The 26692-nt window shown below is 70.9% G+C and carries 31 protein-coding genes and 1 pseudogene; 15 read left to right on the forward strand and 17 right to left on the reverse strand.

Features of this window, described 5'->3' with window-relative positions:
- Positions 1-6: 6 nt before the first annotated feature.
- Positions 7-2037: an RICIN domain-containing protein gene (locus ACP4J3_RS19510; RefSeq protein ID WP_426536040.1), complete on the reverse strand. Its 2031-nt coding sequence runs from the start codon at positions 2035-2037 to the stop codon at positions 7-9.
- Between the two features lie 115 nt (positions 2038-2152).
- Positions 2153-2800, reverse strand: coding sequence for a TetR/AcrR family transcriptional regulator (locus tag ACP4J3_RS19515; protein WP_426536042.1), 648 nt, complete (start codon positions 2798-2800; stop codon positions 2153-2155).
- Between the two features lie 103 nt (positions 2801-2903).
- Between ACP4J3_RS19515 and ACP4J3_RS19520 the strand changes: the two genes are divergently transcribed.
- The 3 genes from ACP4J3_RS19520 (at position 2904) to ACP4J3_RS19530 (ending at position 6494) form a co-directional block, all read left to right on the forward strand.
- A complete protein-coding gene (locus tag ACP4J3_RS19520; protein WP_426536044.1) occupies positions 2904-4340 on the forward strand; it encodes a DHA2 family efflux MFS transporter permease subunit in 1437 nt (478 codons plus the stop codon).
- 97 nt (positions 4341-4437) lie between these two features.
- On the forward strand, positions 4438-4872 hold the full coding sequence (locus ACP4J3_RS19525; RefSeq protein WP_426536046.1) for a DUF6153 family protein: 435 nt from the start codon (positions 4438-4440) through the stop codon (positions 4870-4872).
- 92 nt (positions 4873-4964) lie between these two features.
- Positions 4965-6494 carry a multicopper oxidase family protein gene (locus ACP4J3_RS19530; protein ID WP_426536048.1) on the forward strand — a complete coding sequence of 510 codons (1530 nt, stop codon included), beginning with the start codon at positions 4965-4967 and terminating at the stop codon, positions 6492-6494.
- 9 nt (positions 6495-6503) lie between these two features.
- Here the strand turns inward: ACP4J3_RS19530 and ACP4J3_RS19535 are convergent, their stop codons facing one another.
- The gene (locus tag ACP4J3_RS19535; protein WP_426536050.1) at positions 6504-7091 is read right to left on the reverse strand and encodes a histidine phosphatase family protein; all 588 of its coding nucleotides are present in this window, start codon (positions 7089-7091) and stop codon (positions 6504-6506) included.
- Positions 7092-7342: 251 nt separating this feature from the next.
- On the opposite strand from ACP4J3_RS19535, the gene ACP4J3_RS19540 reads away from it, so the two are divergent.
- Both ACP4J3_RS19540 and ACP4J3_RS19545 read left to right on the forward strand, forming a co-directional pair.
- Complete coding sequence (locus ACP4J3_RS19540) at positions 7343-7561, forward strand: CbtB domain-containing protein (protein ID WP_426536052.1); 219 nt, start codon at positions 7343-7345, stop codon at positions 7559-7561.
- A gap of 16 nt (positions 7562-7577) precedes the next feature.
- On the forward strand, positions 7578-8327 hold the full coding sequence (locus tag ACP4J3_RS19545; RefSeq protein ID WP_426536054.1) for a CbtA family protein: 750 nt from the start codon (positions 7578-7580) through the stop codon (positions 8325-8327).
- Between the two features lie 70 nt (positions 8328-8397).
- On the opposite strand, the gene ACP4J3_RS19550 is transcribed toward ACP4J3_RS19545, so the two are convergent.
- The 3 genes from ACP4J3_RS19550 to ACP4J3_RS19560 form a co-directional block, all read right to left on the reverse strand.
- Positions 8398-10407, reverse strand: coding sequence for a spermidine synthase (locus tag ACP4J3_RS19550; protein ID WP_426536056.1), 2010 nt, complete (start codon positions 10405-10407; stop codon positions 8398-8400).
- Positions 10408-11833: 1426 nt separating this feature from the next.
- Complete coding sequence (locus ACP4J3_RS19555) at positions 11834-12529, reverse strand: ester cyclase (protein WP_426536058.1); 696 nt, start codon at positions 12527-12529, stop codon at positions 11834-11836.
- 113 nt (positions 12530-12642) lie between these two features.
- Positions 12643-13158, reverse strand: a complete 516-nt coding sequence (locus ACP4J3_RS19560) for a hypothetical protein (RefSeq protein WP_426536060.1) — start codon at positions 13156-13158, stop codon at positions 12643-12645.
- Between the two features lie 141 nt (positions 13159-13299).
- Here ACP4J3_RS19560 and ACP4J3_RS19565 point away from each other — a divergent pair, with 141 nt between their 5' ends.
- Positions 13300-13548 (forward strand): hypothetical protein, encoded by a 249-nt coding sequence (locus tag ACP4J3_RS19565; protein WP_426536062.1) that lies wholly within the window; start codon positions 13300-13302, stop codon positions 13546-13548.
- 8 nt (positions 13549-13556) lie between these two features.
- On the opposite strand, the gene ACP4J3_RS19570 is transcribed toward ACP4J3_RS19565, so the two are convergent.
- The 3 genes from ACP4J3_RS19570 to ACP4J3_RS19580 are packed head-to-tail and all read right to left on the reverse strand — an operon-like array spanning position 13557 to position 14708.
- Positions 13557-13997 (reverse strand): PRC-barrel domain-containing protein, encoded by a 441-nt coding sequence (locus ACP4J3_RS19570; protein WP_426536064.1) that lies wholly within the window; start codon positions 13995-13997, stop codon positions 13557-13559.
- A 4-nt stretch (positions 13998-14001) separates the two neighbouring features.
- The gene (locus tag ACP4J3_RS19575) at positions 14002-14571 is read right to left on the reverse strand and encodes a PRC-barrel domain-containing protein (RefSeq protein WP_426536066.1); all 570 of its coding nucleotides are present in this window, start codon (positions 14569-14571) and stop codon (positions 14002-14004) included.
- Positions 14568-14708 (reverse strand): hypothetical protein, encoded by a 141-nt coding sequence (locus ACP4J3_RS19580; RefSeq protein WP_426536068.1) that lies wholly within the window; start codon positions 14706-14708, stop codon positions 14568-14570. The genes ACP4J3_RS19575 and ACP4J3_RS19580 overlap by 4 nt, the downstream gene beginning before the upstream one ends.
- A 344-nt stretch (positions 14709-15052) precedes the next feature.
- On the opposite strand from ACP4J3_RS19580, the gene ACP4J3_RS19585 reads away from it, so the two are divergent.
- Positions 15053-15382 (forward strand): hypothetical protein, encoded by a 330-nt coding sequence (locus ACP4J3_RS19585; RefSeq protein ID WP_426536070.1) that lies wholly within the window; start codon positions 15053-15055, stop codon positions 15380-15382.
- Positions 15383-15431: 49 nt separating this feature from the next.
- On the forward strand, positions 15432-16856 hold the full coding sequence (locus ACP4J3_RS19590) for an FAD-dependent oxidoreductase (RefSeq protein WP_426536072.1): 1425 nt from the start codon (positions 15432-15434) through the stop codon (positions 16854-16856).
- Positions 16857-16892: 36 nt separating this feature from the next.
- Here ACP4J3_RS19590 and ACP4J3_RS19595 read toward each other — a convergent pair whose 3' ends face one another.
- Complete coding sequence (locus ACP4J3_RS19595) at positions 16893-17357, reverse strand: winged helix-turn-helix transcriptional regulator (protein WP_426536074.1); 465 nt, start codon at positions 17355-17357, stop codon at positions 16893-16895.
- A gap of 90 nt (positions 17358-17447) precedes the next feature.
- Here ACP4J3_RS19595 and ACP4J3_RS19600 point away from each other — a divergent pair, with 90 nt between their 5' ends.
- The 3 genes from ACP4J3_RS19600 to ACP4J3_RS19610 all read left to right on the forward strand — a co-directional run bounded on the left by ACP4J3_RS19600 (position 17448) and on the right by ACP4J3_RS19610 (position 19287).
- Complete coding sequence (locus tag ACP4J3_RS19600) at positions 17448-17948, forward strand: PaaI family thioesterase (protein WP_426536076.1); 501 nt, start codon at positions 17448-17450, stop codon at positions 17946-17948.
- A gap of 154 nt (positions 17949-18102) precedes the next feature.
- Positions 18103-18765 (forward strand): hypothetical protein, encoded by a 663-nt coding sequence (locus ACP4J3_RS19605; RefSeq protein WP_426536078.1) that lies wholly within the window; start codon positions 18103-18105, stop codon positions 18763-18765.
- Between the two features lie 141 nt (positions 18766-18906).
- A complete protein-coding gene (locus tag ACP4J3_RS19610; protein WP_426536080.1) occupies positions 18907-19287 on the forward strand; it encodes a thioesterase domain-containing protein in 381 nt (126 codons plus the stop codon).
- 24 nt (positions 19288-19311) lie between these two features.
- Here the strand turns inward: ACP4J3_RS19610 and ACP4J3_RS19615 are convergent, their stop codons facing one another.
- From ACP4J3_RS19615 to ACP4J3_RS19630, 4 genes are all read right to left on the reverse strand, one after another.
- The gene (locus ACP4J3_RS19615) at positions 19312-20979 is read right to left on the reverse strand and encodes a dolichyl-phosphate-mannose--protein mannosyltransferase (RefSeq protein WP_426536215.1); all 1668 of its coding nucleotides are present in this window, start codon (positions 20977-20979) and stop codon (positions 19312-19314) included.
- 84 nt (positions 20980-21063) lie between these two features.
- Entirely contained in the window at positions 21064-21651 is a 588-nt protein-coding gene (locus tag ACP4J3_RS19620) for a 2'-5' RNA ligase family protein (protein ID WP_426536082.1), read from the reverse strand.
- Between the two features lie 84 nt (positions 21652-21735).
- Positions 21736-22017: an exo-alpha-sialidase gene (locus ACP4J3_RS19625; protein WP_426536084.1), complete on the reverse strand. Its 282-nt coding sequence runs from the start codon at positions 22015-22017 to the stop codon at positions 21736-21738.
- Positions 22014-22328 carry a hypothetical protein gene (locus ACP4J3_RS19630; protein ID WP_426536217.1) on the reverse strand — a complete coding sequence of 105 codons (315 nt, stop codon included), beginning with the start codon at positions 22326-22328 and terminating at the stop codon, positions 22014-22016. The genes ACP4J3_RS19625 and ACP4J3_RS19630 overlap by 4 nt, the downstream gene beginning before the upstream one ends.
- Positions 22329-22397: 69 nt before the next feature.
- Here ACP4J3_RS19630 and ACP4J3_RS19635 point away from each other — a divergent pair, with 69 nt between their 5' ends.
- From ACP4J3_RS19635 to ACP4J3_RS19645, 3 genes and pseudogenes are all read left to right on the forward strand, one after another.
- On the forward strand, positions 22398-22550 hold the full coding sequence (locus tag ACP4J3_RS19635; RefSeq protein WP_426536219.1) for a hypothetical protein: 153 nt from the start codon (positions 22398-22400) through the stop codon (positions 22548-22550).
- Between the two features lie 147 nt (positions 22551-22697).
- A pseudogene (locus tag ACP4J3_RS19640) lies at positions 22698-22742 on the forward strand (hypothetical protein); the annotation flags it as partial.
- 51 nt (positions 22743-22793) lie between these two features.
- The gene (locus tag ACP4J3_RS19645) at positions 22794-22928 is read left to right on the forward strand and encodes a hypothetical protein (RefSeq protein WP_426536086.1); all 135 of its coding nucleotides are present in this window, start codon (positions 22794-22796) and stop codon (positions 22926-22928) included.
- Here the strand turns inward: ACP4J3_RS19645 and ACP4J3_RS19650 are convergent.
- Together ACP4J3_RS19650 and ACP4J3_RS19655 are read right to left on the reverse strand one after the other, a co-directional pair.
- Entirely contained in the window at positions 22925-23056 is a 132-nt protein-coding gene (locus ACP4J3_RS19650; protein WP_426536088.1) for a hypothetical protein, read from the reverse strand. The two genes, ACP4J3_RS19645 and ACP4J3_RS19650, sit on opposite strands and share 4 nt — an antisense overlap.
- A gap of 146 nt (positions 23057-23202) precedes the next feature.
- Positions 23203-24210 (reverse strand): esterase/lipase family protein, encoded by a 1008-nt coding sequence (locus ACP4J3_RS19655; protein ID WP_426536090.1) that lies wholly within the window; start codon positions 24208-24210, stop codon positions 23203-23205.
- Positions 24211-24674: 464 nt separating this feature from the next.
- Here ACP4J3_RS19655 and ACP4J3_RS19660 point away from each other — a divergent pair, with 464 nt between their 5' ends.
- Positions 24675-25415 (forward strand): DUF1775 domain-containing protein, encoded by a 741-nt coding sequence (locus ACP4J3_RS19660; RefSeq protein WP_426536092.1) that lies wholly within the window; start codon positions 24675-24677, stop codon positions 25413-25415.
- A 48-nt stretch (positions 25416-25463) separates the two neighbouring features.
- On the opposite strand, the gene ACP4J3_RS19665 is transcribed toward ACP4J3_RS19660, so the two are convergent.
- Complete coding sequence (locus tag ACP4J3_RS19665) at positions 25464-26603, reverse strand: FAD-dependent monooxygenase (protein WP_426536094.1); 1140 nt, start codon at positions 26601-26603, stop codon at positions 25464-25466.
- Positions 26604-26692 lie beyond the last annotated feature (89 nt).

The following is a 26692-nucleotide window of genomic DNA, read 5'->3' on the forward strand; positions in this document are numbered from 1 at the left end:
CGCCGTTCAGGTGCGTGGCGTCGTCTCGTCGGTCACGGCCCAGCGCTGGTTGGCGCCCGACGTGGGCGTCCAGGTCGTCACCCGGGAGCCGTCCGCCGTGGCGTGCCCGGCGACATCGAGCAGTCGGCCGGTGGCGGCGTTGACGAACGTCCAGGTGCCGTCACCTGTCGTCGACATGATCCACTGCGCTTCTCGGCCCGCCGGGGCCGAGTCCGGGTCCTCCAGGACGGCTTGGCCGTCCCGCACCGCGAGCCGTTTGCCCGTGGCGGAGTTGACGAGCGCGTAGCGCTCACGGTTGCTGTTGCCGTGGCTCAGCTTCCGTACGGACCACGACTGTGCCTCGGCGGCGGTGTCGGTGGCGCGGATGACGAGCCCGGTGCCGTCGTCGTTCGGCGCCAGTGACTTGCCGCTCTCCACGCCCTGCAGTCGGTAGGTGTGGCCGGGCTGGACGAGAGCGGCGTCCCGGGCGGTCCCGCCGATGCCGGAGACCCGGAAGGTCGTGACCGACTCGGCGGGGACGGTGAGGGTGGCGGAACGGCCGCGCACGCGCACCGGCTCGCCCTGGACGAGGGCTCCGTCGGCGCTGGTCACCACCGGCGTGACGGAGGCCCACGGGGCGACGTACCCGAAGCGGGAGAGGTCCAGGGTCACCGTGCGTGCCGCGGTGTCGTCGTTGACGTGCACCACCGTGGCGCCCGTGCCCCACTTCTTCACGGCGGCGACGCTGGAGGCGTCATCGGTCTTGACGAAGCGGTCGCCGGGGCGGATGTAGTGCGTGAAGTTCCGGATGGTGTGGAACTTGCTGTTGGTCTTGATCGGGCAGGTCTCGAGGGTGTCGGAGGCCGTGCAGTTGAACGGGATGTGGATGCTGCCCCAGTTCTTGCCGGCGGCCGCCTGCGGGATGGAGTCCTCGATCGGCTGCCAGAACACCCAGGCGGACGGCTCGAGTTCGCGGATGTCGCCGACCATGCGGGTGGCGATCCCGAGCCCGGGCTCCATGCTGGTGAAGTCGGTGCCCGTGCCCCAGGTGCCCTCCACCTCGCTCATCCAGAGCTTCTTGCCCGCGCCCTTGGCGCCGTCCCGGGCGCTGGTGCGCATGCCGGTGCCGTACGTGTGCACGTTGAGCTGGTCCACGGCGGCCCGCGCGGTGGCGTCGTAGGCGTTCCAGTTGTCCGTGAAGATCTTCGGGTTGGTCTCGTCCATCGCGGAGATCGTGGCCCGTGCCCTGGCTTCGCCGAGGGCGCGACGCAGGGCCAGGACCACCTTCTGCTGGAGCTCGGGGCCCGCGTGGGCGCCTTCCTGGCGGCCGCCCGTAGGCTGGCCGTCGGCGCCCAACTGTGTTCCCCAGTAAGGCGTGTTGGGCTCGTTGAGCGGGGCGATGGTGTCGAACTTGATGTGGTGCTTCTTCTCCAGGCGGTCGGTCACCTTCGCCAGATACGTCGCGAAGTCGTCGACGCGGTCGGCACGGATCTGGTCCGTGCTCGCGTTGAAGCCTCCGGAGACGTAGCCGCTGACCGTCTGGAACCAGGGCGGCGAGTTGCTGAACGCCTCCCAGCGGGTCACCTTCCCCTTGATCCGGTCGATCCACCAGCGCTGGTTGGCGTCGGCGTCCCAGTTCCAGTGGTCCGGGTTCTCGGGGTCCCACCAGTCCATGTCCTCGCGGGTGGTTCCCTCGGGGGCCTTCCAGAAGCCCTCCATGGTGGCGCCGACCTTCATGTAGTCCTTGCGGACGTCGGGGGCGTTGCCGCCGCCGATGTTGTAGCGCGCGATGTTCAGACGCAGCCCGTCGCGGCCGAAGAGCATGTCGACGAGCTGCTTGCGGATCGGGTCCGGGTAGCCACCGGTGACGTTGGCGAACCAGACCAGGCTGGTGCCCCACCCCTCGAACTCCTGCTGCTGGTACGAGGGATCGATGCGCACCGTGACCGCGCTCGGCGGGTCGGCCGCGGTGGCCGGGGGCATGGCGACGAGCCCCGCGCCGAGCGCCAGGGGGACGGTGAGCGCCAAGGCTCGGACTGTGCGACGTCTGCTGGGCATGACCATCCGATCATCGAGAGCAAACAAAAGCATTCAGAATCCATCGGGCTGAAGGATCCTGAATGACAGTTTTGAACACGTCAAGACATCGCGCTCGGATTGCTGTGATTGCGTCCTACGCGCCCCGCGGACCGTAGTGGCGCAGGAACATCTCGACGCCGCTGGTGATGAGACGGTCCGTCAGGTCGTCGTCGATGTCCGTGCCGTAGGACCCGAAGACCATGTGGGGGAAGACCAGAAGGCCGTAGAACTGGATGATCGCGACCTGGAGGTCGGGGATCTCCAGCCTGCCCTGCTCGGTGAGGGTGCGCAGGGCGCCGGCGACGGCGGGGTGGTGGCTTTCCGGGCCGCGGTGCCGCCAGGCCTCGCCCAACTCGGGGAAGCGGTGGAGTTCGGCGGCCACGAGGTTGCGCAGGGCGGTGACCTCGTGGTTGCCGCGCACGGCGTGGACCCAGGTGCGGGCCGCTTCGACGAGAGCGGTGCGCAGATCCTCGGCCTCGGCCAGGCCCTCCAGGGCGGCCGCCGACTCACCGGCGAGCGGCTCGTCGAGTGCGCTCGTGATGACCGCCGTGAACAGGGCCTCTTTGCTGCCGAAGTGGTTGTAGACGGTCACCTTCGACACGCCCGCCTCGGCGGCGATGGAGTCCATGCCCACGCCGAAACCCTCCCGCAGGAACAACGTGCGGGCCGCTCGCACGATGGCCTGCCGCTTGAGCTGCGCGCGAGGTCCGCTCGGAGGCCGTTTGGCGCTGTCCACGCTCATGGGCACGACCCTAGCAGCCATCTGAACTGTACCGTTGAGTTCATATGAACTGAACGGTACAGTTCAAATACTTGCCACCCTCAACGCACCAGAAGGACTCGTCATGACCCACTCCGCAGCAGGTGCGCCGCACACGGCCGAGCGCGACCCGCACGCGCCCGCCGACCCGCGCCGCTGGGCCGCCCTCGCACTGATCTGCCTCGCCCAGTTCATGCTGATCCTCGACGTCACCGTCGTGAACGTCGCGCTGCCCGACATGGCGGCCGACCTCGACCTCGGGCGGCAGACGCTGACCTGGGTGGTCACCGCCTACACCCTGTGCTTCGGCGGGCTGATGCTGCTCGGCGGCCGACTCGCCGACGCCCTCGGCGCCCGCCGCACCCTGCTCGCCGGACTCGCGCTCTTCGCCGCGGCCTCACTGGTCACCGGCCTGGCCGAGAACGCCCCGACGCTGCTCGGCGGGCGGATCGGCCAGGGCGTCGGCGCGGCGCTGCTGTCCCCGGCCGCGCTGTCCCTGGTCACCACCACCTTCCACGGCGCCGAACGCAACAAGGCGCTCGGCGTCTGGGCGGCGATCGGCGGCAGCGGCTCGGCGGCCGGCGTGCTCCTCGGCGGGGCCCTGACCGACGGACCCGGCTGGCCGTGGGTGTTCTACATCAACGTGCCGGTCGGCCTGCTCCTGCTGATCACCCTGCCCGCCTTCGTGGCGGCCCGGGCACCGCAGCCCGCACGCCTCGACGTGCCGGGTGCGCTGCTGGTCACCGCGGGCACCGCCGCACTGATCTACGGACTGGTCGAGGCGGGCGACAGCGGCTGGGCGGACGCCTCGACCCTGCTGCCGCTGGCCGGTGCGGTGGTGGCGTACGGGGCCTTCGCGGCGGTCGAGCGGGCCGGCCGGGCCCCGCTGATGGACCTGCGGATGTTCACCCGGCGGCCGGTGCTCGCGGGCGCCTTCCTGATGCTGGTCGCCACGGCCCTGTTGATCGCCTACTTCTTCCTCGGATCCGTCTACCTCCAGCACATACGCGGCTTCAGCCCGCTGCGCACCGGGGTGCTGTTCCTGCCTGTCGCCGTGGCCACGGGCATCGGCGCCCACCTGGGCTCCCGCCTCGTCGGCCGGATCGGCAGCCGCCCCACGGCCGTCGCCGGACTGGCCGTCGCGGCCGCCGGCACCGTCCCGCTGACCCAGCTCTCGGAGACCGGCGCCGTGTACGCCGGGCTCCTGCCGGGTTTCGTGATCGCCTCCCTCGGCCTCGGCGCGGTCTTCGTCACCGCCACGACGACCGCCCTGGCCATGGTGGAGCACCGGGAGGCAGGCCTCGCCTCCGGAGTCGTCAACACCTTCCACGAGGTGGGTGGCTCGATCGGCGTCGCCGTCGTCTCCACCGTCGCGGCCGCCGGCTTCGAGCGGGGCTCGGTGGGCGGCTTCGGCGACGCGTTCACGGTCTGCGCCGTGGCGGCCGCCGCAGGCGCCGTCGTGGCCCTGGCCCTGGTGCCGCGAGGCAAGCCGCAGTCGACCGGTGGCCCGCACGTCCACTGAAGGGGCCGGTCGTCGACCGAGGGAGCCGCCGAGAGCCCTATTACCCCCTCGGGGTATATTGAGGGACGTCGTCCCGCCAGAGAGTCGGAAGGAAGCGATGACAGCACAGGAAGCCGGTACCTCGCGGACCCGCGCCCCGCACGGCGCCGTCCGCTGGGCCCAGGCCGCTGTCATCGCCCTGCTCGCGGCGGTCGCCGTACTGATGCATCACGAGACGACCGCCGTGCCGACGGGCTCGCACCCTTCGTCCGCCGCCCACGCGACGGTGCCGGAAAGGGCGATGCCGGGCAGCCTTGCCGCACCGCCGGCCGCTCCGGCGAAGAGCAGTGCCGATGACCCGGCCTGCTCCGGTACGGCCATGCAGCACTGCACGGCCGCGAGTCTCGAGGCCGTGAAGCTCCCGATGCCGGTACGGGCGTTCGCCACGGACAACCTTGCCGCGCCCGGAGCCGCCGCCACAGGCGCCAAGGCCGCCGGGACGGTGGAGCGGGCGCCCCCGGACCTGTCCGTCCTCTCTCAGTTGCGCATCTAGGCCGTGCCCAACGGTTCCTCGCGCCCTCATCGCACCGAGGAACCGATCGGCACGCCAACTCCTGTATGCGCACACCGAGATCGAGGACACCCATGAACAGCATCAACCGCCGGTCCCTCCTGCTCGCCGGGCTCGGCGTCGCGGGCGCCGGTGCGCTCGCCGCCTGCAGCAGCGGTTCCGGCGCCACGCCCGCGCTGGTCGGCCCCTCCGGAGCGGCCGTCACCGCGGCGGAGAAGAAGCGGAAGGGCACCGGAAAGACGCGGCAGGTCACCCTCACCGCCGCGCCCGCCATGCTCGACCTCGGCGGCGGGGTCAAGGCCAGGAGCTGGGCCTTCAGCGGCCAGGCCCCGGGCAAGGAGATCCGGCTGTCCGCCGGCGACACCCTGGCCGCCGAACTGTCCAACCAGCTCCCGGACAAGACCCCGACGTCCATCCATTGGCACGGCATCGCCCTGCGCAACGACATGGACGGCGTGCTCCCGGTGACCCAGCAGGCGGTACGCGCGGGTGCCAACCACACGTACCGCTTCATCGCCGACACCCCCGGCACCTACTTCTTCCACCCCCACGTCGGCGTCCAGCTCGACCGGGGCCTGTACGCGCCGCTGATCGTCGAGGGCCCCAGGGAACCGCTGTCGTACGACGACGAATGGGTCGTCGTCCTGGACGACTGGGTCGACGGTGTCACCGGCACCCCCGACGAGGTCCTCACCGAACTGCGGCATGGCATGGGCGACATGGACATGGGCGACATGGACATGGATCACACGGGCGGCATGTCGATGAAGTTCATGCTGATCGGCGCCGAGAGCGAGCTGCTGGGCGGCGACGCCGGCGATGTGAAGTACCCGTACCACCTGGTCAACGGCCGGGTGCCCGCCGACCCCGCCGTCTACCGGGGCAAGCCCCGCCGGCGGGTCCGGCTGCGCATCATCAACGCGGGCGGCGACACGGCGTACCGGGTGGCGCTCGGCGGCCACCGGCTGACCGTCACGCACACCGACGGGTTCCCCGTCGAGCACGAGCAGGCCGACGCCCTGCTGGTCGGCATGGGGGAGCGGTACGACGTCCTGGTGACCCTCGGCGACGGTGTCTTCCCGCTCGTCGCGCTGGCCGAGGGGAAGGACGCCACCGGCATGGCGCTGGTGCGTACGGGATCCGGTGGCGCACCCGAGGCGACCGTACGCCCGGACGAGCTGAACGGCAGGATCCTGACGGCGTCCCGGCTGCGCGCGGCCGACGAGGTCCGCCTGCCGTCCCGGAAGGCGGACCGGGTGCACCGTGTCGAGCTGACCGGCGGCATGGGCAAGTACAACTGGGCCATCAACGGGGAGGCGTTCGACATGGCCGATCCGGCCGCGTGTCCCCTCAAGGTCGAGGAAGGGCAGCGCGTGCGGCTGGACTTCGTCAACACCACCGAGATGTGGCACCCGATGCACCTGCACGGCCACACCTACCAGCTCGGCGGCAACGGCCCGCGCAAGGACACCTCCATCGTGCTGCCCAAGAAGAAGCTGTCCGTCGTCTTCGACGCCGACAACCTCGGGCAGTGGATGCTGCACTGCCACAACGCCTACCACGCGGAGGCCGGAATGATGGCGCTGGTCGCCTACCAGTCCTGACCACCACCGCTATTCGTACGTGTCGCCGCCCGCCGCCGTCGAGATCGCTCCCATCCGCAGATTCCACCGACCGCCCCGGCCGGTGAGCCGTACGACGGCGAGCGGTGGCACGTCGACGCGCCAGAAGGAGCGCTCCGGCGCGGACAGCGCGTGGACCACCGCGGCACGTGCCACCGCCTGGTCGACCACGGCCTGCACCCGCCCGGCATCGGCGTCGAGTCCGTCGGCCCACGCGGCGACCCGCCGGCACAGCTCGGCCACGGACTCGCCGCCGTGGGGCGCGGCCTGAGGATCCGTCAGCCAGGCGCCGAGCGCGTCCGGCGCGTCGGCCGCGACCTCGTCGAGGCCGCGGCCCCGCCAGCGGCCCATGTCGAGTTCCCGCAGCGCCGGTTCCTCGGGCACGGCGTCCCACCCCAGGGCCGTGGCCGTCAGCCGGCACCGCTGCGACGGCGCCGTGCGCCGGAGGTCGGCCGAGGACAGTCCGTCACCGATCGCGCGCGCCTGCCGCAACGCCCGCTCGTCGGGGACGGTGTCGGCGAACCGCACCTCGCGTCCCGTCGGTGCCGCCGCGCACACCAGCGTCAACCGGACGGTCATGACATCCCCCTCATGGCAGGTCCATGGCATCGGCCGCCCATCGTAGGTGGCGTACGCCATGTTGGCCGAATCCCGTATTGCCCCTACCATCTGGGCGACAGGACGACGGCGGAACGGAAGCCCGGTGCAAGTCCGGCACGGTCGCGCCACTGTGTGCCACCCCTCGACGCGAGGAGGTGGTGAGTCAGACCCAACGCCGTCGTCGAGTGCTCCACACGATGCGGGACGCGTGTTCCCGAGGAGGTCTCGCCATGGCGCAGTCCACTGCTGCCCCCACCCCCACCACCCAGGCCATCACACCGCTGCCGCTGCGGGCCATCGCCCCGTGGGCGGTGTTCTTCGGCATCCTGATGCTCGTCCTGCTGTACTTCGTCGGTGCCGAGCAGGGCGCCACCGCAGTCCTGTCCGGTGAGGGCGTCCACGAGTGGGTGCACGACGCACGCCACCTGCTCGGCTTCCCCTGCCACTGAGGCGGGTCGAGCACGGATGAACTCCACTGTTGTGCGCACCCTGTTGGTGCGCGGCATGCTCGCGGGGCTCGTCGCCGGGATACCGGCGCTGATCTTCGCGTATCTGGTGGGTGAGGGACCGGTGGACGCGGCCATCGCCTTCGAGTCCGCCCAGTACCATCACGAGGCAGGAGGGGAGGAACTGGTCACCCGTGGCGTGCAGTCCACGGCCGGCCTGGCCACGGGCGTCCTGGTCTACGGGGTCGCGGTGGGCGGCATCGCCGCTCTCGCGTTCTGCTTCGCGCTGGGCCGCATCGGCCGGTTCGGGGCGCGTGCCACCGCGGCGCTGACCGCGCTCGCCGCGTTCGGCGCCGGCTATCTGGTGCCGATGCTGAAGTACCCGGCCAACCCGCCCGCGGTCGGCAACCCCGACACCCTCGACCAGCGGACCGCCCTGTTCTTCCTGATGATCGCCCTCAGCGGGCTGCTGGCGATCGCGGCGGTCCTGCTCGGCCGCCGCCTGGCACCCAGGCTGGGCAACTGGAACGCCTCGGTCGCCGCCGGCGGGGCCTTCGTCGCGGCGATGACCGTGGCGATGGTGTTCCTGCCCTCCGGCGAGAACGTGCCCAAGGGCTTCCCGGCGACCGACCTGTGGGAGTTCCGGCTGGCCGCCATCGGCGTCCAGGCGGTGCTGTGGACGGCGTTCGGGGTGCTCTTCGGTTATGCGGCCGAACGGGTCCTCGAACCGAAGCCTGCCGGACGGCAGGTCTCCGAGGTGGGCGCCTAGAGCCCGCCGGAACATGGCAGGACCCGCCGGGGGCGCGCCCGGCGGGTCCTGCGCGTAGTCGTCCCAGAGGTCAGGTCTTGGCGGCCATCGCCTTGTCCGGCAGCTGCGGCATCTCCCCGCCCGACCCTCGCCCTGCGTAACGCATGGCGGCGTACGCCCCCAGATACAGCGTGGCGACGACCAGCAGCAACGCCTGATAGCCCGTCACCAGAGCCAGATACTCCAGCGCACCGCCGGTCAGCGCGCCCAGCAGATTCGCGCCGAACGCCGATGTCGGGTCCGGGGCCTGCGCGAGGCGGTCCGAGAAGATGAGGTTGGCGCAGAAGATCGGGGCGAAGGCCAGGGCGATGGCCGCGGCGAGCCGCCCGGCGAAGGGCAGCGAGAGCACGGCCTGCGTGGGAACGAGCCAGGCCACCGCGAGCGATCCGAACAGGAGGACTTGCAGCAGCAACTGGTTGGCGCGCCGCATCCTGCGCCGGACCTCGACCGCCGCGAGGACGGAGAGCAGGACGCCGAAGAACACGAGGGCGTTGACCAGCCATGTCGTACCGAAGTAGAGCGCGAAGCCGATCACGTTCTTCGTCTCCAGCAGCATGAAGGCCGCGCCCAGCAGGAACATGTCGAAGTAGCGGAACGTGCTGCGGATACGGACCCCGGTCATGCGCACCGACATCAGCGTCACCAGCAGGATCGCGCCCAGGGCACCCACGTAGAGCGTCGGGATGCTGCGATGCAGCAGATACGGGAAGGGATGGTCGTCGCTCGCGGCCGCCGGGACCGGGCCGCTGGGCTGCCAGACCTGCTTGCAGGACTGGTCGGCGGGGGTCATTCCGGCCACCAGCACGGCCGCGTTCCGTTTGTACGTCGTCATGCAGGGGGCGTGGCCGTAGATGCTGTCGAGGTCTCCGGCGAAGCGGTCGACCAACCAGGCCTTGCGGTAGTAGTTGTACATGGCGAACGCGCCGTCCGGCGCCAGGTGGTCGCGTGCGGCCTCGAACGCCTGCTGGGTGAACAGGTAGCTCTCCAGCCGGAGATTGCTCGCCCCCGACACCAGGGTCAGGGAGTCCGGCAGCGCCAGCACGATGAGGTCGTACTTGGCGTCGGTCCGCTCCAGGAACGCCCGTCCGTCGTCGATGTGCGCGTGCACCCGGGGATCGTCGTAGGGCCTCGCGGGGTGCAGTGTCGCGCCGATCTCCTGCAGCCGCGGATCGATTTCGACCGCGTCCACACGCTCGGCTCCGTGCGCCAGCGCCACCGCGACGTCGTTGCCGTTTCCGGCTCCGATGATCAGCACCCGCTTGTGCGGGTTGTCGGGCGTCTGGTCGTACGCCTGCCGGTACGGCGAGTTCTCCCGCATCAGCACCGGGAGCGGCGCGGTGCTCTGGTGGGGGACGCCGTTGGCGGAGATGTTGTACGTCCGGCTGGCGGTCGGCGAGGGCTTGAGGTGGATCTTGTAGTACGGCGACCAGGAGATGCCGGCCGCGATCGTCTCCAGGAACAGCGCGGTGACCATCGCCGTGAGGGGGATCCCGTACAGCAGGGTGTTGCGGCGACCGCCGAGCACCAGCAGGGCCGCGGCGGCGAGGAGGCCCCAGGCGACCGACGGGGCGCTCAGCCACGACAGTACGGCGAAGGCGACCGAGCCGGCGATGCTGCCGAGCAGGTCGTAGCGGTAGGCCTCGAGGGAGGGGAGCTGGCGGAAGAGATCGGCGGTGATCTTGCCGATGCCGGCCATGATCACCGCGGTCAGCAGGAAGATGGCCGGCAGCGTCACCCACTGGGGCAGGCCGGTGGTCTTCACGGCGGTGAAGTAGATGACCTCGCTGCTGCTCTGACGCACCTGCACCGGATAGGCGCGTACGAGGATGACGAGCAGCGCGAGCGGGATCGGCGTCCAGCGTTTGAGCCACTGCCCGCGCGCGGCGGGGAGCAGGAATCCGATGCCGATCCCGAGGAACGATCCCAGCAGGATGAAGTTCGAAAAGTAGCTGAGGTGGACGACATTGGCGCCGGCCCATCTGATCAGCGCCAGCTCGACGAAGAGCATGGTGGTGCTGGCCAGCACGAGCCTCCAGCGCACCGAACTTACCGTTTGCCCGTTTTTGGTCAGGTTCACGCTGGTTTACGGTGCCAGTTTCCGGGCGGCGAGTCGAGATGCCTTGCCGTGCGGGGGATCAGACGGGTCAGCCGTAAATCGGGGGCGGCGTCGCGACGGATGAAGATGGCGGATTCGCGGAGCTGAGATTGCCGGCGTAGGACTTCCCGTTGGAGGCAGCGGCAATCCGACAGCGCGAAGGGTCAGTGCTCGCGTCGGCTCTCTACGTCGTTGACGAGCGCGGTCGCACACAACCAGCGCCGCCCGAACCGGGACGCACAGGAACGCCGACCCGGCCAAGAAAACCCGGCCACAACTCACCCAGGGACCGCTTTCCCGCGTCATGACTGACGGTCTCGTCCCGCCAATGGGTTGCTGAGGCAACTCACCCTATTTGGCGGCGGGTTGGGAAAGACGGGCGAGACGGTGCGGCGCCATGATGTCGGTCGCTGCTCGCCCCGCGGGCGACGCGGCCGCCCGGCAGATGGGGCCTCTCGGAGGGCCGACCGGCCCTCGTGCGGGGCGTCTCGTATCTGGTGGGCCGAGAGAAAGGACAGGTTTCGCACCCGGCACCCGTCAGGAGGACACGATGCTTGAGCAGCGATCATGCCGACGCCGGCTGCCGGGAGCCCGGCTGCTGCCCCTCGCGGCGATCTCCGCCGCACTGGCCCTCTACGCGCTGCGGTTGCGGCCGAGGCTGCTGACCTGGGGCGCGACGCAGGACGAGACCGACCGCGCCTACCCCGGCGACGAACTCTTCCCCGACGCCGACGGCACCTCGACCATGGCCACCACCCTTCCGGCGCCACCCGAGAAGGTCTGGCCCTGGCTGGTGCAGATGGGATACGACCGCGCCGGTTGGTATAGCTGGGACCTCCTGGACCACTACGGAGCACCCAGTGCGGAACGTATCGCGCCCGAGTGGCGGCACCTGGAGGAGGGGCAACGCCTGAAGACGACGCCGGGCGGCGCGTCCTGGTTCACCGTGGCCCGCCTGGAGCCGAACCGGACCCTGGTGCTGCGCTCGGATCTGCGTCTGCCCTCCGGCCACTCCTTCGACCCGCAGTGGGATGTTCTGCCGCAGGCGCGCATGGGCGGGATCTGGGGCTTCCATCTGCGGCCGACCACCGACGGGGCACCCGCCTGGTGGTCCGCACCCGCGGCCAGAGCCGCCCGCGTCGGCTCACCCGGCCCTTCGATGTGCTGCTGGGGGAGCCCGCGCACTTCATCATGCAGACCCGCCAGTTCCACAATCTGCGCGGCAGGGTCGGCGCGGCTCCTCGGCACCCTCGGGCTGTCACCCCGGGTGAGCCTTCACGTGGTCGATGACCTCGCAGACATCCACAGATCGTCGGGAAGCCCCGCGAGGACGGGCACGAGGTCCGTGCCTCGCGGAAGCTGGTCCTGGAGGTCAGCCCTCCACGGCCCCCAACTGCCGCAGCAGCCCGAGGTCGTCCCAGTTCCACCAGCTCTCGGCGATCTTGCCGCCCTGGCAGCGGAACGTGGCGTGGCCGGTCCCGGAGACGTCCCGGTTGGTGGGCTGCATCCCCTGATAGGTGCCGGTGTGCCGGCCCTGGTAGTTGATCCGGCAGGTCACCAGGTCGCCCTCGGCGATCAGGCTCTGCAGAGTGAGCCTCGGGTTGAAGGCGTTGAGGATCTCGCCGTTCTCGCGCTTGGCCTGGGCGAGGTCGACATCGTCGGAGGAGAGGGCGGGGTCGTGCTCCCGGTAGTCGCCGGTGCACAGTTCGTCGGCGAGGTCCAGGTTCTTGGCGTTGATGACCTCGTCGAAGAAGCGGCGGACGACGATCTTGTTGAGCTGCTCGTCCCGTACGACGTCGAGATCGGTGAAGGTGGGTGTCTCCTCGCAGGCGGCGACAAGTTCCTCGAAGATGCGGTTCGTCTCGGGGAGGTTGGAGTTCCTCATCGCCTCCTCGTACGACGGGAACTCCACGATCTCGACGACATGGGTGGGGTCCGAGTGGTCCTGCCCGACGATCGAGTGTGTGGCGGTCCGCTTGCCCTGGGTCGCCTCGACCCAGGTGTCCATCAGCGCGTTGAGTCGGTCGACGTTGCTTGTCTTGCAGTCGATGAGCTGGACGAAGGTCATGAGCCCCTCCCGAGCAATGGACGAGGCGCAACGAGGCGCGTGGTGAGATTGGGGTTATTTCAGGCTATACCTGACCTTTCATCCTCGCTTCCTCTGCGGCCGGGCGCACCGGCTCAGGCCGCGTCGACCTGCGCCTGGAGGCGGACCAGTCCGGCCACGCCGAACTGAAGCGAGATCGGCAGTGTGTGGTGGGCGGTGATGCCCTGCACATGGCGCAGCAGCACGCCCGGCCCGCTCCCGCCGAAGGTGACCGTCGTGCCGGTCTGCAGCAGGATGCCCGCCACGGACAGTGCCCCGTTGCCCCCGGCCGGCCTGCCGCCCACGAGCGTGCCGCGGCCGCCGCCCGGGGTGGCGACCATGCCGAGGTGCTCGGGAACGCCGTCGTCGTTGCGCACCTCCATGGTCAGCGTGCCGTTGCCCGCGTGGTTCAGGTGAGCGACGGCATGCGTCACTGTCAAGTCCACGCCTGGGGCCCGGACCTCGGCCCGGCCGGGTGCGGTGCTGCGGTCGGCCGTCTCGGGGGCGGAGGTGGCGGAGTCCGCGTTCGTGCAACCGGCCGTCAGCGCGATGAGGGCGGCCGCCGACGCGGCGGCCAGGACCGCGCGGGTACGTTGATTGTTGACTGCCATCTTTGCATTATGCGCGGGTTGTTCGGTGACCTTGCTCGCCCCCCCCAGGGGCAGGTGTCCTTAGAGCACGGAGTCGGCACTTCCTGGTCACAGACACGTCATTCGGCGCATCCGGCGGGGCCGGTGGGGCAGGGCGTAGCCATGTTCGCCTGTGCCTGCGCCGACGTACCCGGTATCGCCCGTTCCACCGTGGCGTTCGGGGTCATGATGCCGATCATGCTCCTGCTGCTCGTCGGAGCCGTCCTGACCGCCGTGTTCGCGGTCGCCTGGGGCGTGGACCGGCTGCTGCGTCCTCGCTCCCACGGCATGGGGAACAACAGCGCCGAGCCCGAACACACTGGCCTGGACGCGTTCACCTGGACCGAGGAAGAGCCGTGGGAGCGGCGTTGAGCCGGAGGTCAGGGCGGGGCGGTGACCACGACCGCGTAGCTGCCGACTCCCAGGAGCTCGGTGCCGGGGATCTGCTCCTCGTCGGTCACCAGGTAACTGATGCTTCCTGTCTGCTCGTCGAATTCGATGTCGCGCACGGTGCCTTTGACGAGACCCGTTTCGGTGAGCAGCGGCTTCCCGACGGGGTCGTGCACCGCATGGGCGTGGTCGCCCGGCTCGATGGTCTTCTCGTCGCGGATGCGGTCGGCCGCTGCCACCGCGATCGCGTCCGGGCCGAACGACTGGACGTCGTCCCAGCCGAGGGTGCGGCGTCTGCGCCCCCGGGTCTTCAGCCGTAGCCCGGCGATGCGCGCCGGTGCCGGCGCCACGGTGCACGCGGACACCGTCCCCACGGTCCCGGCTGTCGTGAGGTCCATGACGTCCCGGCCCCGGACTTTGGTGAACAGCATCGTCTCAGCCCTCCCGCGCGTCGTGCCGGAGGTGGTCGCGCAGGTCCTCGGCGGCGGCGCCGAGCCCTCCCAGGTCTCCTGCGCTGTGCTGCGCGGTGGCGTCCGGAACGAGTACCCGTTCACGGGAGACGGTGACGGGGCCGGTCACGGGCAGCAGGCTACGGCGGTGCTCGGCGGTCTCGATCTCGTAGCCCGCCACCCTCGGCGCCCGCCCCGTCTCGACGACCGCGTCGGTGATGACGCCCAGCCGTGTGCCGCCCCGGGTCATGACCGCTACGCCCAGCACATTGCCCCCGCCGCGCGCTCCGACGTCGGTGCGGGCGGCCGAATCGTCCTCCTCCAGCGCGCTCTCGTCGCGCACCATGACCGCGTGCGGTCCCAGGGCGTGGACGTTCTCCCACAGCAGGGCACGGTGGAGCGGACCCGCCAGCAGGCCGCGGCCGGCGAGGGTGAAGCACCGGATGCTGCCCGTGGAGGGGTCGAAGACGAGGTCCTTGACCTGTCCGATGTCCTCCCCTGCCAGGGTGACCACCGGTTTCTTGGCGATCTCACTGGCCCGCATGTATGTGGTCACGGCCGCCGGCCTCCTCGCCTCGGACGGCCCTGCGCGATGACGCCACCGGAGCGGCGCCGCGCCTGCAGGGACACGAGAAGGGCCGCCGCGGCCGCGATGATCGCGACGGCGATGACGAGCCAGGCCCACCACTCCATCTCCGAACCCCTTTGATCACGTTTGTTCCTGATGTACCTCCTGTTCCCTTTCCAGGGTCTCACCGACCGCGGTGGTGGGGCGCGCGGCGCACAGCGCGGTGTCCACGTGGGCGCATGTGCGGCGGGCCGCGAGCGGCCAAGGGGCGAAGGTGTCCGCCGGAAGGCGGATGAACGTGTGGGGTGGGCGCTGAGGCCGGTGGCCGGTGTGTCGAGGAGGCGGGCCAGGACGTAGGCGGCGGACAGGCTGGTGACGTCGCGGATGGTGCCCGGCGACGGCCGTTCCATCGCCTCCCAGGGCCTGGCCGACGAGCAGGTGTTCGTCACCGAGGACCCCACGGCCTTCCATGGCGGAGGAGTTCTTCGGCCCCCTTCTCACCATGCACGTCTACGACGACGCGGACTGGAGCTCGGTCCTCACCCTCGTCGACGCGACCGGCCCCTACGCGCTGACCTGCTCGATCTTCGCCGCCGACCGGACCGCGATCTCCGAGGCCCTCGGTGTGCTGCGCGACGCGGCCGGCATGACCTACGTCAACGACAAGACCGGTTCCCCGCTCGCCCCCCAACGCTGGATCAGCCCTCGCTTCATTGATCCACGGCTCGACCGGTCGCTGATCGGGCACCCCGCGCCGTCGCCGCAAAGGGCCGGAATTCGGTCAACCGGTTGTTGGTGAACGGGATACTGGTGCCCTGTCACGACGTGGTGATCAAGGGAGTTGATCGGTGAACTCTGCCGGAGGAACGGGCAGTCGGGGCGCGGGCCATGGCCGGGGCGGCCGGCACGCGGTCGTCGTCGGCGGGAGCCTCGCGGGGATGCTCGCAGCGCACGCTCTCGCCGGGTACGCCGACCGGGTGACCGTCGTGGAGCGGGACCGCTTCCCGGACGGGGCGGCGTCGCGGCCCGGTGTGCCGCAGGGCCGGCATCCGCATGTGCTGTTGGAGGGCGGGCAGGAGGCCCTGGAGTCGCTGCTGCCGGGTTTCCTGGCGGAGCTGCGGGCGGCGGGGGCGCCTCGGGTGGGCATGCCGTCGGACATGGTGATGTGCCAGAACGGCCGCTGGTTCCGCAGGTGGCCGTCGACGACGCACATATACACCGGCTCTCGCGCACAACTCGAGGAACTGGTGCGGCGGCGGGTACTCGCCAACCCCGTGATCAGCGTCGCGCAGGGCTGTGATGCCGTCGGACTCGTGGGTGACGCCGCACGCGTGCGGGGCGTGCTGCTGCGGGACCGCTCCGGTGACGACCGCGGTGAGCAGCAGGCCCTCGAGGCCGACCTGGTCGTCGACGCCTCCGGCGGCGGCACGAAGGCCCCGCAGTGGCTCGCGGCGATCGGGGCCGAGGCCCCGCACGAGGAGACCATCGACACGGGGCTCGCGTACGCCTCGCGCGTCTATCGCGGCAAGAGCGGTGTCCTGGATGGTGACACGGTCGGCTACTACGTCTATCCGAGCCCCGATCAGGTGCACGCCGGCGGTGCGCTGCCGCTGGAGGACGGCAGCCATCTGGTCATCGTCTCGGGGCTGCGGGGCAGCGAACCGCCCAGGGGCGACGACGAGTTCGTGACGTACACCAAGAGGCTGCCGCATCCGCTGCTGCACCAGTGGCTGGACGAGGCCGAGCCGCTCTCGCCGGCGTTCGGCTACCGGCGGACCGCCAACGTCCGCCGCCGCTACGACCTGACCGACGACGGCCCGGCCGGATTCCTCGCGGTCGGCGACGCGCTGTGCACCTTCAACCCGATCTACGGGCAGGGCATGGCCGTCGCCGCGATGAACGCGGTCGCCCTGCGCGACGCCCTGGCCGATCCGCGCCGCACTCCCACGACGCGGCGCGTACAGCGGGCGCTCCTCGCCGCCTCCCGGCAGGCGTGGGACATCTCCGCAGGGGCGGACCGCAAGATGCCGGGCGCCATCGGCAACGCGGTCGACGGCCGGCCGGCGGACCGTGTCGCCGACTGGTATCTGCGGCGCGTCCAGGAGTGCTACCCCGGCGACCCCGTCGTGGGGCGGGCCTTCCGAGCCGTACTGACCCTCTCCGCGCCCGTCACCGCCCTGTTCGCCCCGCCCGTGGCCCGAGCCGTCCTCTTCCGGCCGGCCGCGCCGACTCCCACCGAGCCACCGGCGACACGGGAGGAGGCGGCGGGCTGAGCGAGGCCGACAGCTCGGGAATCGACGTGCGTCCGGTCACACGGCGTGCGCTGCCGCGCCAGGCCGGGTGTACGCCTGCCATGGGGTGAGAGGCCCGTGAGCGCCCGCGCAGACGACGACCGTCTCCAGCGGTTCACCGCAGTCACGGTGACGCACCTCCAGGGGCGGACCCTCCGGATCCGCCGTGTACCGGTCGCCCCACTGCTTGAGGGCGAGCATCACCGGCCACAGATCCCAGCCCTTGCGCGTGAGCCGGTACTCGTGACGCGTACGGTGGCCCGGCTCGCGGTACGGGACGGTGTCCAGGACCCCGGCGGCGACCAGCTTGCGCAACCGGTCCGCCAGCACCGCCTCGGACATTCCGACATGCCGGCGGAAGTCGTCGAAGCGGCGTACGCCGTTCATGGCGTCGCGCAACACCAGCAGCGACCACTTCTCGCCGATCAGGTCGAGGGTGCGCTGCACCGTGCAGTTCTCGGTGCTCGTCTCCAGCCAGGTCATGTCGCCATCGTAGGCTGGCTTCGACATTGACAGCCAGGTCCCTGCCGCTCTAACTTCGATTGTTGAAGCCAGAGGGGGAGGAAGAGACGTATGACGAGGTCACGCACGTTCGAGTGGCAGGATCCGAGCATCTCCGCGGAGGCTGTCGGCAGGGAGAGCGGTCTGGACTTCCTGCACAGGATGCTGAGCGGACGTCTGCCCGCGCCGCCCATCACCGCGACCCTCGGATTCACCCTGGAGCAGGTCGAGTTCGGCCACGCCGTCTTCGCCCTGGAACCGGGGGAGGAGCACTACAACCCCATCGGCAGCGTCCACGGCGGCGTCTACGCCACCCTCCTCGACTCGGCCGCCGGCTGTGCCGTGCAGTCCGTGCTGCCGGCCGGCATGGGCTACACCTCGATCGACCTGAGCGTGAAGTTCCTGCGGCAGATCAACGTCGACACCGGCAAGGTCCGTGCCGTCGGCTCCGTTCTCAACCACGGCCGCCGCACCGCCCTGGCGCAAGCCGAACTGTTCGACTCCGAGGACCGCCTGCTCGCCCACGCCACCAGTAGCTGCATGCTCTTCCCCGTCCCCCCGACGTCGGGCTGACAGCGGCGACCGGGTATCTCTATCGTCAGGGGGACGGACCGAGATCGCGGGGGAGCACATTCTGGTGAGGAAGTGGCGGCAGCCGCGCCTGCCGACGGCGGATGAGCAGCGCCCAACGCCTCCCGCATCGCGCCGGTCACAGCGAAAGCACACGGTGTCCGAACTGCGGGCGCAGGGCAGGTACGGCCCCGGACTCTGCGACGTCCTCCCCGCCTTCGCGGGCCTCGGTCTCGCCGTACTCGCCCCTGTGTTTCTACTGGTCTGGCTGCAGCGCCGCTACGGCGTCGCCGGAGTTGCGCTCGGCGTCGGCCTGCTGACCGTAATCGCCGTGGTGGGCCTGCGCCTTCGCCGGGGCGTCGTCCGCCGACGTGGCGGCCGCTACACCCCTCAGGAACTCGACCTGCTGGATGAGCGCGGGCTGGCGGAGGCGGTGGCGCGGATCCTGCGGCGCGACGGCTGGCGGGTGGTCGACCTGACCCTGACGAAAGGGCGGCGGCGCCTGCACGCTCGGGACCGCCAGGGCCGCCGGCTGGACGTCAGATTCCGCGCCGAGGAGACGGGCGAAGGGGAGGACAGCCCCGCCACCCTCGTCGAACCGGGCGACCCGGACGCCGACAGCACGGCCCAGGTCATCATCCACCCCGGCGGCTTCAGCCGCGCCGAGACGAGGTGGGCGTCCCTTCAGGGGAACGTCCACCTCGTGGACGGCGGTCAACTGCAGCGCTGGGCGAGGGGCGTCCCGCTGGACGAGCTGGAGATCACGTCGTCGACTTCAGCGAGAAGATCCGGTCGCCGTCGGACAGGTCGAACGACGTGATGCCCGACCCGGCGTGCGGCGTCGGTGCGCCGTGCGCTCCTGGACTGGTTCGCGGTCACGGGCTTCGGGGTGATCCGCACGCCGAGCGGCTTCACGTTCCGCTGGATGCTCAGGGCGGTCAGCTCCTGCCAGGGGTAGTCCTTGACGTACTCGATGGTCGCCGAGAAGCCCTCGGACGACGGAGACCTCCCCCTGTCCGCCCGCCGTGCTTTCCAGGACGTCCTGGAACTCCCGCACCCCGGGATCGGCGCCGGCGCCGCCGTGCCGGAGGACCGCGCGGCGCTGGCGCGCACCCGGGCGAAGAATGTGCTGCGGCATGTCGGGGACGGGCCTTTCGTGGTCGTAGGACGGTCGGCGGGCGGCAATGTGGCGCACTTGGTGATCCATGAGCTGGAAACCATGGGCCGGGCACCGTCCGGCCTGGTCCTGCTCGACACGTACCACGTCACGCCCGGCAGCAGCGGCGAGGACTGGCTGCTGTCCCTCGCCGCCCCACCGCCGCGGGCGAAGGGAGAGCGGTGAGTTCCGCCGCCACCGCGGCGCGCCTCAGATCCAGGTGCCGAGCCACATCCTCGCGTGCCAGTCGGCGTACGGAATGGTCTGCCCGGTGTAGAGCGGAAAGAAGTAGACGAAGTTCCAGGCGATCAGGAGGACGAGGACGCCCGCGGCCACCGCACCCCGCGTCCGGCGTCCCCGAGCCGCGCCCGGTGGGCCCAGCAGGGCTCCCAGCATCATCGTCACGGCCAGGCTCAGGTAGGGGACGAACACGACCGCGTAGAAGGAGAAGATCGTACGGTCCTGGTAGAGGAACCAGGGCAGATAGCCGGCCGCCACCGCGCACAGGACGGCGCCGGCGCGCCAGTCGCGGCGCAGCGCCCATCGGTAAAGGAGATATACGAGGGCGCAGCACGCCGACCACCACAGGAGTGGGGTGCCCAGGGCGAGGACGGTCTGTGAGCAGTCGGCCGTGGTGTGACATCCGTTCTGACCGGACTTCGGCGACTCGTAGTCGAACAGCACCGGGCGGCCGAGGAGCAGCCAACTCCAGGGGTTGGACTCGTACTTGTGCGGGGTGTGCAGTCCGACGTTGAATCGGTAGACGCCGTACTCGTAGTGCCACAGGCCGCGCAGCGGGGCCGGAACCCATGACCATGTACCGCCGCGGCCGTCCGCCCAGTGGCGGGCGTAGCCGCCGTCGGACAGGAACCAGCCGGTCCAGGCCCCAAGATACGTCACGGCCGCGACCGGGCCGAGGGACAGCACCGACCGCCCGAGATCCTTGCGCAGCACCGCGCGGTACGGGCGGCGCGCTCCCGTGACGCGGCGGGAACCGACGTCCCACAGCACGGTCAGGACCATGAAGAAGGCGAGGAAGTACAGGCCGTTCCACTTGGTCGACGCCGCCAGTCCCAGGAAGACGCCGGCGGCGAGTCGCCACGGGCGCGGTCCCGTCCCGGCATGGTCACCGGTGTCGCTGTCCGGGCGCACCCGGCCGTCCTCGCCGACCGGGAGGGCAGCCGCGAGCCGGGCCCGTGCGTGGTCCCGGTCGAGCAACAGGCATCCGAATGCCGCCAGGGCGAAGAACATGACGATGAGGTCCAGCAGCGCCGTGCGGCTCATCACCACGTGCAGACCGTCCACCGCCATCAGGACACCGGCCAGACAACCCAGCAGCGTCGACCGGAACAGGCGCCGGCCTATTCGGCACAGCATCAGCACGGACAGCGTGCCCAGGACCGCCGTCATGAAGCGCCAGCCGAAGGGGGTGAGGCCGAACATCGACTCGCCGAGGGCGATCACCCACTTGCCCGTCGGCGGGTGGGCGACGAAAGCCCCGGTGTCGGAGAGCGGGACGGTCTGAGGGTGCGCGAGGATCTGCGGGTCGGCGATCTTGCGGTCCGGCCAGGTGCCCTCGTAGCCGAGCCGCAGCAACGACCAGGCGTCCTTGGCGTAGTAGGTCTCGTCGAAGACGAAGTCCCGCGGCCGGCCGAGGCGCCAGAAGCGGATCGCTCCCGCCAGCACGGCGACGAGCACCGGGCCCAGCCATTCCGTCGCCTTCGCGGCGCGGTACGCCGACGCCGGGCTGAGGCCGGCGGACGCCCACAGGTGGGTCGGCGGCTTCGGGAAGGGCGGGACGAGACGCTCGCGGATGTCGGTCGGGTGTCGTCCGACGTATCCGAAGCGGCGCAGTCGTTCCTGGGTGATCAGGCTCATCAGACCCAGAGGGTAGATCACCGCTCGACGATCAGCCGGTCGGCCCAACAGCCTCTGGGCGTACGTCAGCTCGACGCCGGCGGCTCACCGTCGGACCTCCCCGCTGCCCAGCGTGATCACGGCTCGGGGACGCATCGGCTCCTCGCCGCGACGGGAGAGCAGCACCACCTCCTCGACCGCCGCCGACAGCGTGCCGAGCCGGGCGGTGCACTCGGCCGCCAGGCCCTTCGGGTCCTGGGTGCGGCCGAGGGACAGATGGGGGGTGAAGCGGCCGCCACGCCCCTGGCAGAGCGGGAACCGCCGTTGCAGCTCGCGGTGGAGGCGGGCCCAAGGTGCCGGGTCCGCCGCGGCCGGATCGAGCCAGACCGTCGAGTAGTGGCGATGCCGGAAGTACCGCACACCGGCGAGGCGTGCCGTGAACGCCGTGCCGGCCATCGCCCCCGCGGCCAGCAGCGGCACGGCCCGTGCGAACTCCTCCTCCGGCACGAAACCGAACAGCAGGTTCACATGGGGAGGCCAGCGCCGTACCTGCGGATCGTGTTCCCAGCGGATGTCCTGGATCGGCGGCCACAGCTCGCGCGGAGGCAGCCACGCCACCGCCGTCCGGGGCGTCGGCGCCACCTCGAGCGCGTCCACCGGCTCGGCCGCGCCGTAAGCCGCGTTCCGGTCCACGCCCTCATGGTCCCAAACCGGGGCGACGACCTCTACACGGTCGTGTCCGGGCTTCTACGAGACCAGCTCCGACGCATACTCCTACTACCAACCGCACCTCCTAAGGCTCTCGCGGAGCCGGATATGGCGGATGACCTTGCGGTGGTGGGTGTAGGCGATGTGGAGGGCCCCGTCCGGGGTCTGCGCGATCGAGGGATACGACAGCTCCCGGTTTCGGCCGTCGCGGGAGTTGTTGGTGAGGCAGTGACCGTCGCCGGTGACGAGGTCGGCGCGCTGCGGCCAGGTGCGGCCGGCGTCGGCGGACAGGGCGAGGCTGAGCGGGGCGCGGGGGGCGCCCCAGAAGGCGGCCGACGGGGCCTGCTTCACCGCGGTCGCCCTCGCCGTGCCGGAGGGTGAGCAGCGAGCCGTCCGGCAGCCGGTGGACGTTCATGTGGACCAGGCCCGTGGAGCCGGGCACCGGCTGTTCGCGCCAGGTGCCGCCCGCGTCGTCGCTGATCATCACGGCGCTGGTGTCGAGGTCGCCGGACCACTTGGTCCCGGGGGCCCTGAGGCACCGGAAAACGGGCAGCAGTGGGGTTCTGCTCGGAGCGCGCCGGGTCCTGTGAGAGGCGGACCGGGTCGGTCCAGGTGGTGGAGCCGGGAGCGAGGCGCGCGAACCATACGGAGATGTCCGCCATGCCCTCCTGCGTGCCGCCGAACCAGACACAGCCGAGTTCCCCGCCGGACAGCACGGTGGGGTTGGCCGCGTGGCTCTGCACCGTCGGCGCGGGCAGGGTGGTGTCGGTGCGGTCGAAGGCGTCGCGGCCTTCGACATCGCGGGGAAGGGCGTGGCCGAGGCCGGTGGCGTGGTCGAGACCCTGCGCCAGGCAGCCGAGATGTCGTCCGTACCGGCCCCCTGACCGGTCCACTGACCGGCCCTTTGAGACCGCCGCCCAGCGGTCCACGCAGCGAAGGACACCACGACAGACGTCTCCAACGGATCCCAGGCCCGGCGCGACCGGATCCTGCACCTGGCCACCACGAACGGCCTCACCAGCGTCGAGGAGCTGTCCCAGCGCTTCGGTGTCACCGCCTCCACCATCCGCCGCGACCTCGCCAAGCTGACCGCCGACCGCCGCCTCGCCCGCACCTACGACGGCGCCATGGCGCTGACCGCCCACCCCGAGGCATCGCTCAGGCAACGCACCGGCGAGGTGTTCGAGGCCAAGCGGGCCATCGCCAGCCGGGCCGCCACCGAGGTGCGCGCAGGGGAGGCCGTGCTGCTGGACGCCGGCTAGACGGTGGGGCCCTCGCTCAAGAACTGCGCTCGGCGAAGGAACTCACGGTCGCCACCACCGGGCTGACGGCCCTTCAGGAACTCTCCGACGTCGAGGCGGTGCACGTCGAATGCCTGGGCGGCACGCATCACCGTCAACGTGATCGCGCCCCCGGCCCCACCGACACCCCGAACTGTCCGACCCGGCTGCGCCCGCACCCCTGCGGCCCTTCCGCCACTGGGCAGGCTCGTCACCCCCGAAGAGTGGCCGGCTCCTCCCGCAGGCCAGGACGACCTCAGCCGCCCAGCACCGGCAGGGACAGCCCACAGCGGACGGGCCGAGCGTGAGCGGGATCGAGGGCGTTGCTCACGAGCTGGGCGGCGTTGGTGTCGTACGCGAGCGACAGGTGCTCGGACATGTCCTGTGGGCAGATCCGCTGGATCAGGATGTTGCGGACGGTCGCCCCCGGACCCGCGGTCAGGAAGTTGTTCCAGTACGGCGTGGCGTGCTCCTCGTACTTGGTGGCGATGACGGTGTAGCGCACCCCCGGCTGGGTGTCCCCGCCCCGGTCGAGCTTCCTGTTCATCTCGGAGCCGACCATCTGGTCCGACCACGCCTGGCCGACCACGGCGGACAACGTCGGGTTGAGCCCCAGCTTGGTGGTCAGGGTGCCGACGCCGGAGATGTTCCCGCCGTGGTTGGAGGGGGCGAGCCCGATGAGAGCGCGCACCTTGTTCCGCTTCGGATGCGCGGGATCGGTGCCGCCCTCGAACCGCAGGTACCAGCGGGGCGTCGGACCCCCGCCCTGGGAGTGCCCGACGAGATCGACCTGGCGGGCACCGGTCGCCTTCAGCACCCGGTCGACGTAACGGGCGACCTGGCGGGCGGACTCGGGGATGGGCCCCGTGGCCTTGACCGGACTGCCCGGCGCCCCGCCGTAGTTGGGGGCGAAGACGCAGTAGCCCTGCCTCTTCAGCCACGGGGACAGCATGCTCCAGTTGATGAACGCGTTCGCCGCCGACCCGTGCAGCAGCACGACCGGGCGCGGATGCCGGCGCGTGGGCCGGCAACCCCAGTCGTTGGCCCCGGCCGGCGGCGCCTCCGGATGCAGCAGCCCTCCCGCCACCGCCTTGGAGACGTCGAGGATCCGGCCCGGTGGCCGCGGAGGTGAGGGGGCGTCGGAGTCGGCGGTGGCCTCGCCCGACAGGCCGGCCGCCAGTGACAGGGCCAGGCCCGCACCGACCGCGGCCCACCTGGCGCGCCGCCGGTTCGACCGTCTCCGGGAAACCTTCCGATCCGACATCAGGCCACTCCTCGTCTCCATGCCAGCCGGGCGCCGACGCGAAGATGATCGAGGAGAGGGGTTCCCGCAGTGCTCAACAGCCGCTCGCGGCACCTCATATGGAGCAGACGGCTTTCATCCGTCCAGCTCACCGGAGCGTGGTCGAACGCGTGATCGTTGAGGGAACGGATGCGCTAAGATTGAACACGAGCTGGTCGCCGCAACTCGGGGTGACTGGTGTTGCGTTGGTGGTCCAAGGAAAGACGTCCCGCTTCCTGCGGGGAGATGCAGGTGCAAGGCCTGCCCGGCGCTCGATGACGAGGCCCGTCCGCACACTGCGGACGGGCCTCATACGTCTCCCTCATTTTTTCTGGGCTTTTCTGGGCGACCCCGGGAACTCACCCACCCCTGCATCCGACTTGTGTGAAGAGACCGCCGTTCGGCGGTCGGCCAGCGAGCCCGTCATCGGTACAAGGGAGTCGTACGTGTCCCGCTCCACTCTGATCCGCAGTCTGCGCCGTACCGGCGTTCTCACCTCGGCCGCCCTCGCCGTGACCGTCGCCGTCGCGGGACCGGCGGCGGCCCACGCCGAGGTGGAGGCCGAGGGCGCCCGGGCCCTCGACCAGAACGTCGCGCTGACCTTCTCCGCGGAGTCCGAGTCGGCCACGGCCGGGATCAGCAAGCTGGAGGTGATCCTGCCGGAGGGGATCAGCCCGCAGGACATCACCTATGACGAAGGGCCCAAGGGGTGGAAGTTCGCCCCCACCGCCCGGGGATACACGGTGTCCGGGCCGAAGCTTGCGGTGGGTGCGGACGCCGAGTACGTCGTGACCGTACGACAGTTGCCGGACGCGAAGGAGCTGGTCTTCAAGACCCTCCAGAGCTACAGCGACGGCAGGGTCGACCGCTGGATCGAGCTGGAGGAGGAGGCCGAGGGAGACGGGCACGGGCACGGCAGCCCCGCGCCCCGGCTGGAACTGAAGGCCGCCGCGCCCGGCGCCGAGCCGGTGAGCCCCACTCCCACCCAGGACCCGTCCGCGCCTGCCTCGAACCCCGCTTCGGACGAGCCTGCCGCCAAGGAGTCCTCCGCGGATCCGGTGGCGGACGACTCGAAGGACGACGACGGCATGCCGGTGGCCGTGCCCCTGGGCGTCGGTGCGGCCGTCGTGGTGGTGCTCGGCGGCGGAGTGTGGTGGATGAGGAAGCGCCGGAGCAGGGCCGCCTGAGGAATTCCTACGTGGGTCCTGCCCTGAGGATTCCTACGTGCGGTCCGGCTATGGGGCGAGCGCCTCTTCGGCGTCGTAGCCATAGATCCAGCCGTTGCTCACCAGGGGATCGGACTCGGCGAGTGCCGTGTCGCGGGCCTGTTGTCCGGGCCCGTCGGGCAGGTGGTTGATGTCCCGGCGGGCGAGCGCCTGCCCGGGGTCCGCCACGGACCCGGCCAGGCAGCGGGCCAGCACGGCGGCGTCCTCGATGGACTGGGCCGCTCCCTGGGCGAAGAACGGGAACATCGGATGTGCGGCGTCACCGAGCAGCGTCACCCTGCCCAGGCTCCACCGCCGCAGCGGCGCCCGCTCCAGCAGCGCCCAGCGCCCGGGGGCGTCGTCGCCGGCCGTGATGAGGTCGGTCACCCGTGGGTCCCAGTCGGCGAACTCGGCGTGGAACTCCTCGACGGTGGCCCTGGCGCTCCACGACTCGTCGGTGAAGTCTCCGGCCGGGGCGACGGCGACGACATTGACGGTGTCGCCGCCGGAGATCGGGTAGTGCACGAAGTGCCGGCCGGGGCCGAGCCAGAGGGTCTGGGCGGGCCGCCGGGCGAAGTCGGGGGCGGCGTGGGCCGGTACGACGGTGCGGAAGGCGCAGATGCCGGAGTACTCGGGCGGCGCGGGGCCGGCCACCGCACCGCGGACGACGGAGTGCACACCGTCGGCGCCGATGACGACGTCGGCCTCGACGCGGCTGCCGTCGGCGAACCCGATCAGCGCGCCGTCGGACCCCGCGTCGACCGAGGCGCACCGCGCGCCCAGCCGGACCCAGTCGTCGGGCACGGCCGACCTGACCGCGTCGAGCAGATCGGCCCGGTGCACGGTGTACGTCCGCTCGCCGTAGAGCCGCTCGCACACCCCGCTCAGCCTCTCCACCGACAGCACGCCACCGTCCGCCCAGCGACGGAACTCCCAGGCCCACTCCAGCGGCACGGCCCGGCGCAGCAACCGCTCCATCACACCGAGGCGACGCAGCAGCCGTACGGCATTGGGGGCCACGATCAGACCGGCGCCGACCTCCGTGAGGGCCGACGCCTGCTCGTACACGGTCGCTGTCAGGCCTGCGCGGCGCAGGAAGGCCGCGACGGCGAGACCGCCGATGCCGCCTCCGACGATGGCGATGCGTGGGCCGTGCGCGACGTCGGGCATGGGGCGGCTCCTTCGATGTGAGGGCAGACGTCCTGCTCACCTCTTGAGCCTCAACTCAGTCGCCGTCGGTGATCGTCACGTGGAGGGTG

The sequence above is a fragment of the Streptomyces sp. UG1 genome, from assembly GCF_049974585.1.
In the GTDB taxonomy this organism is placed as follows: domain Bacteria; phylum Actinomycetota; class Actinomycetes; order Streptomycetales; family Streptomycetaceae; genus Streptomyces.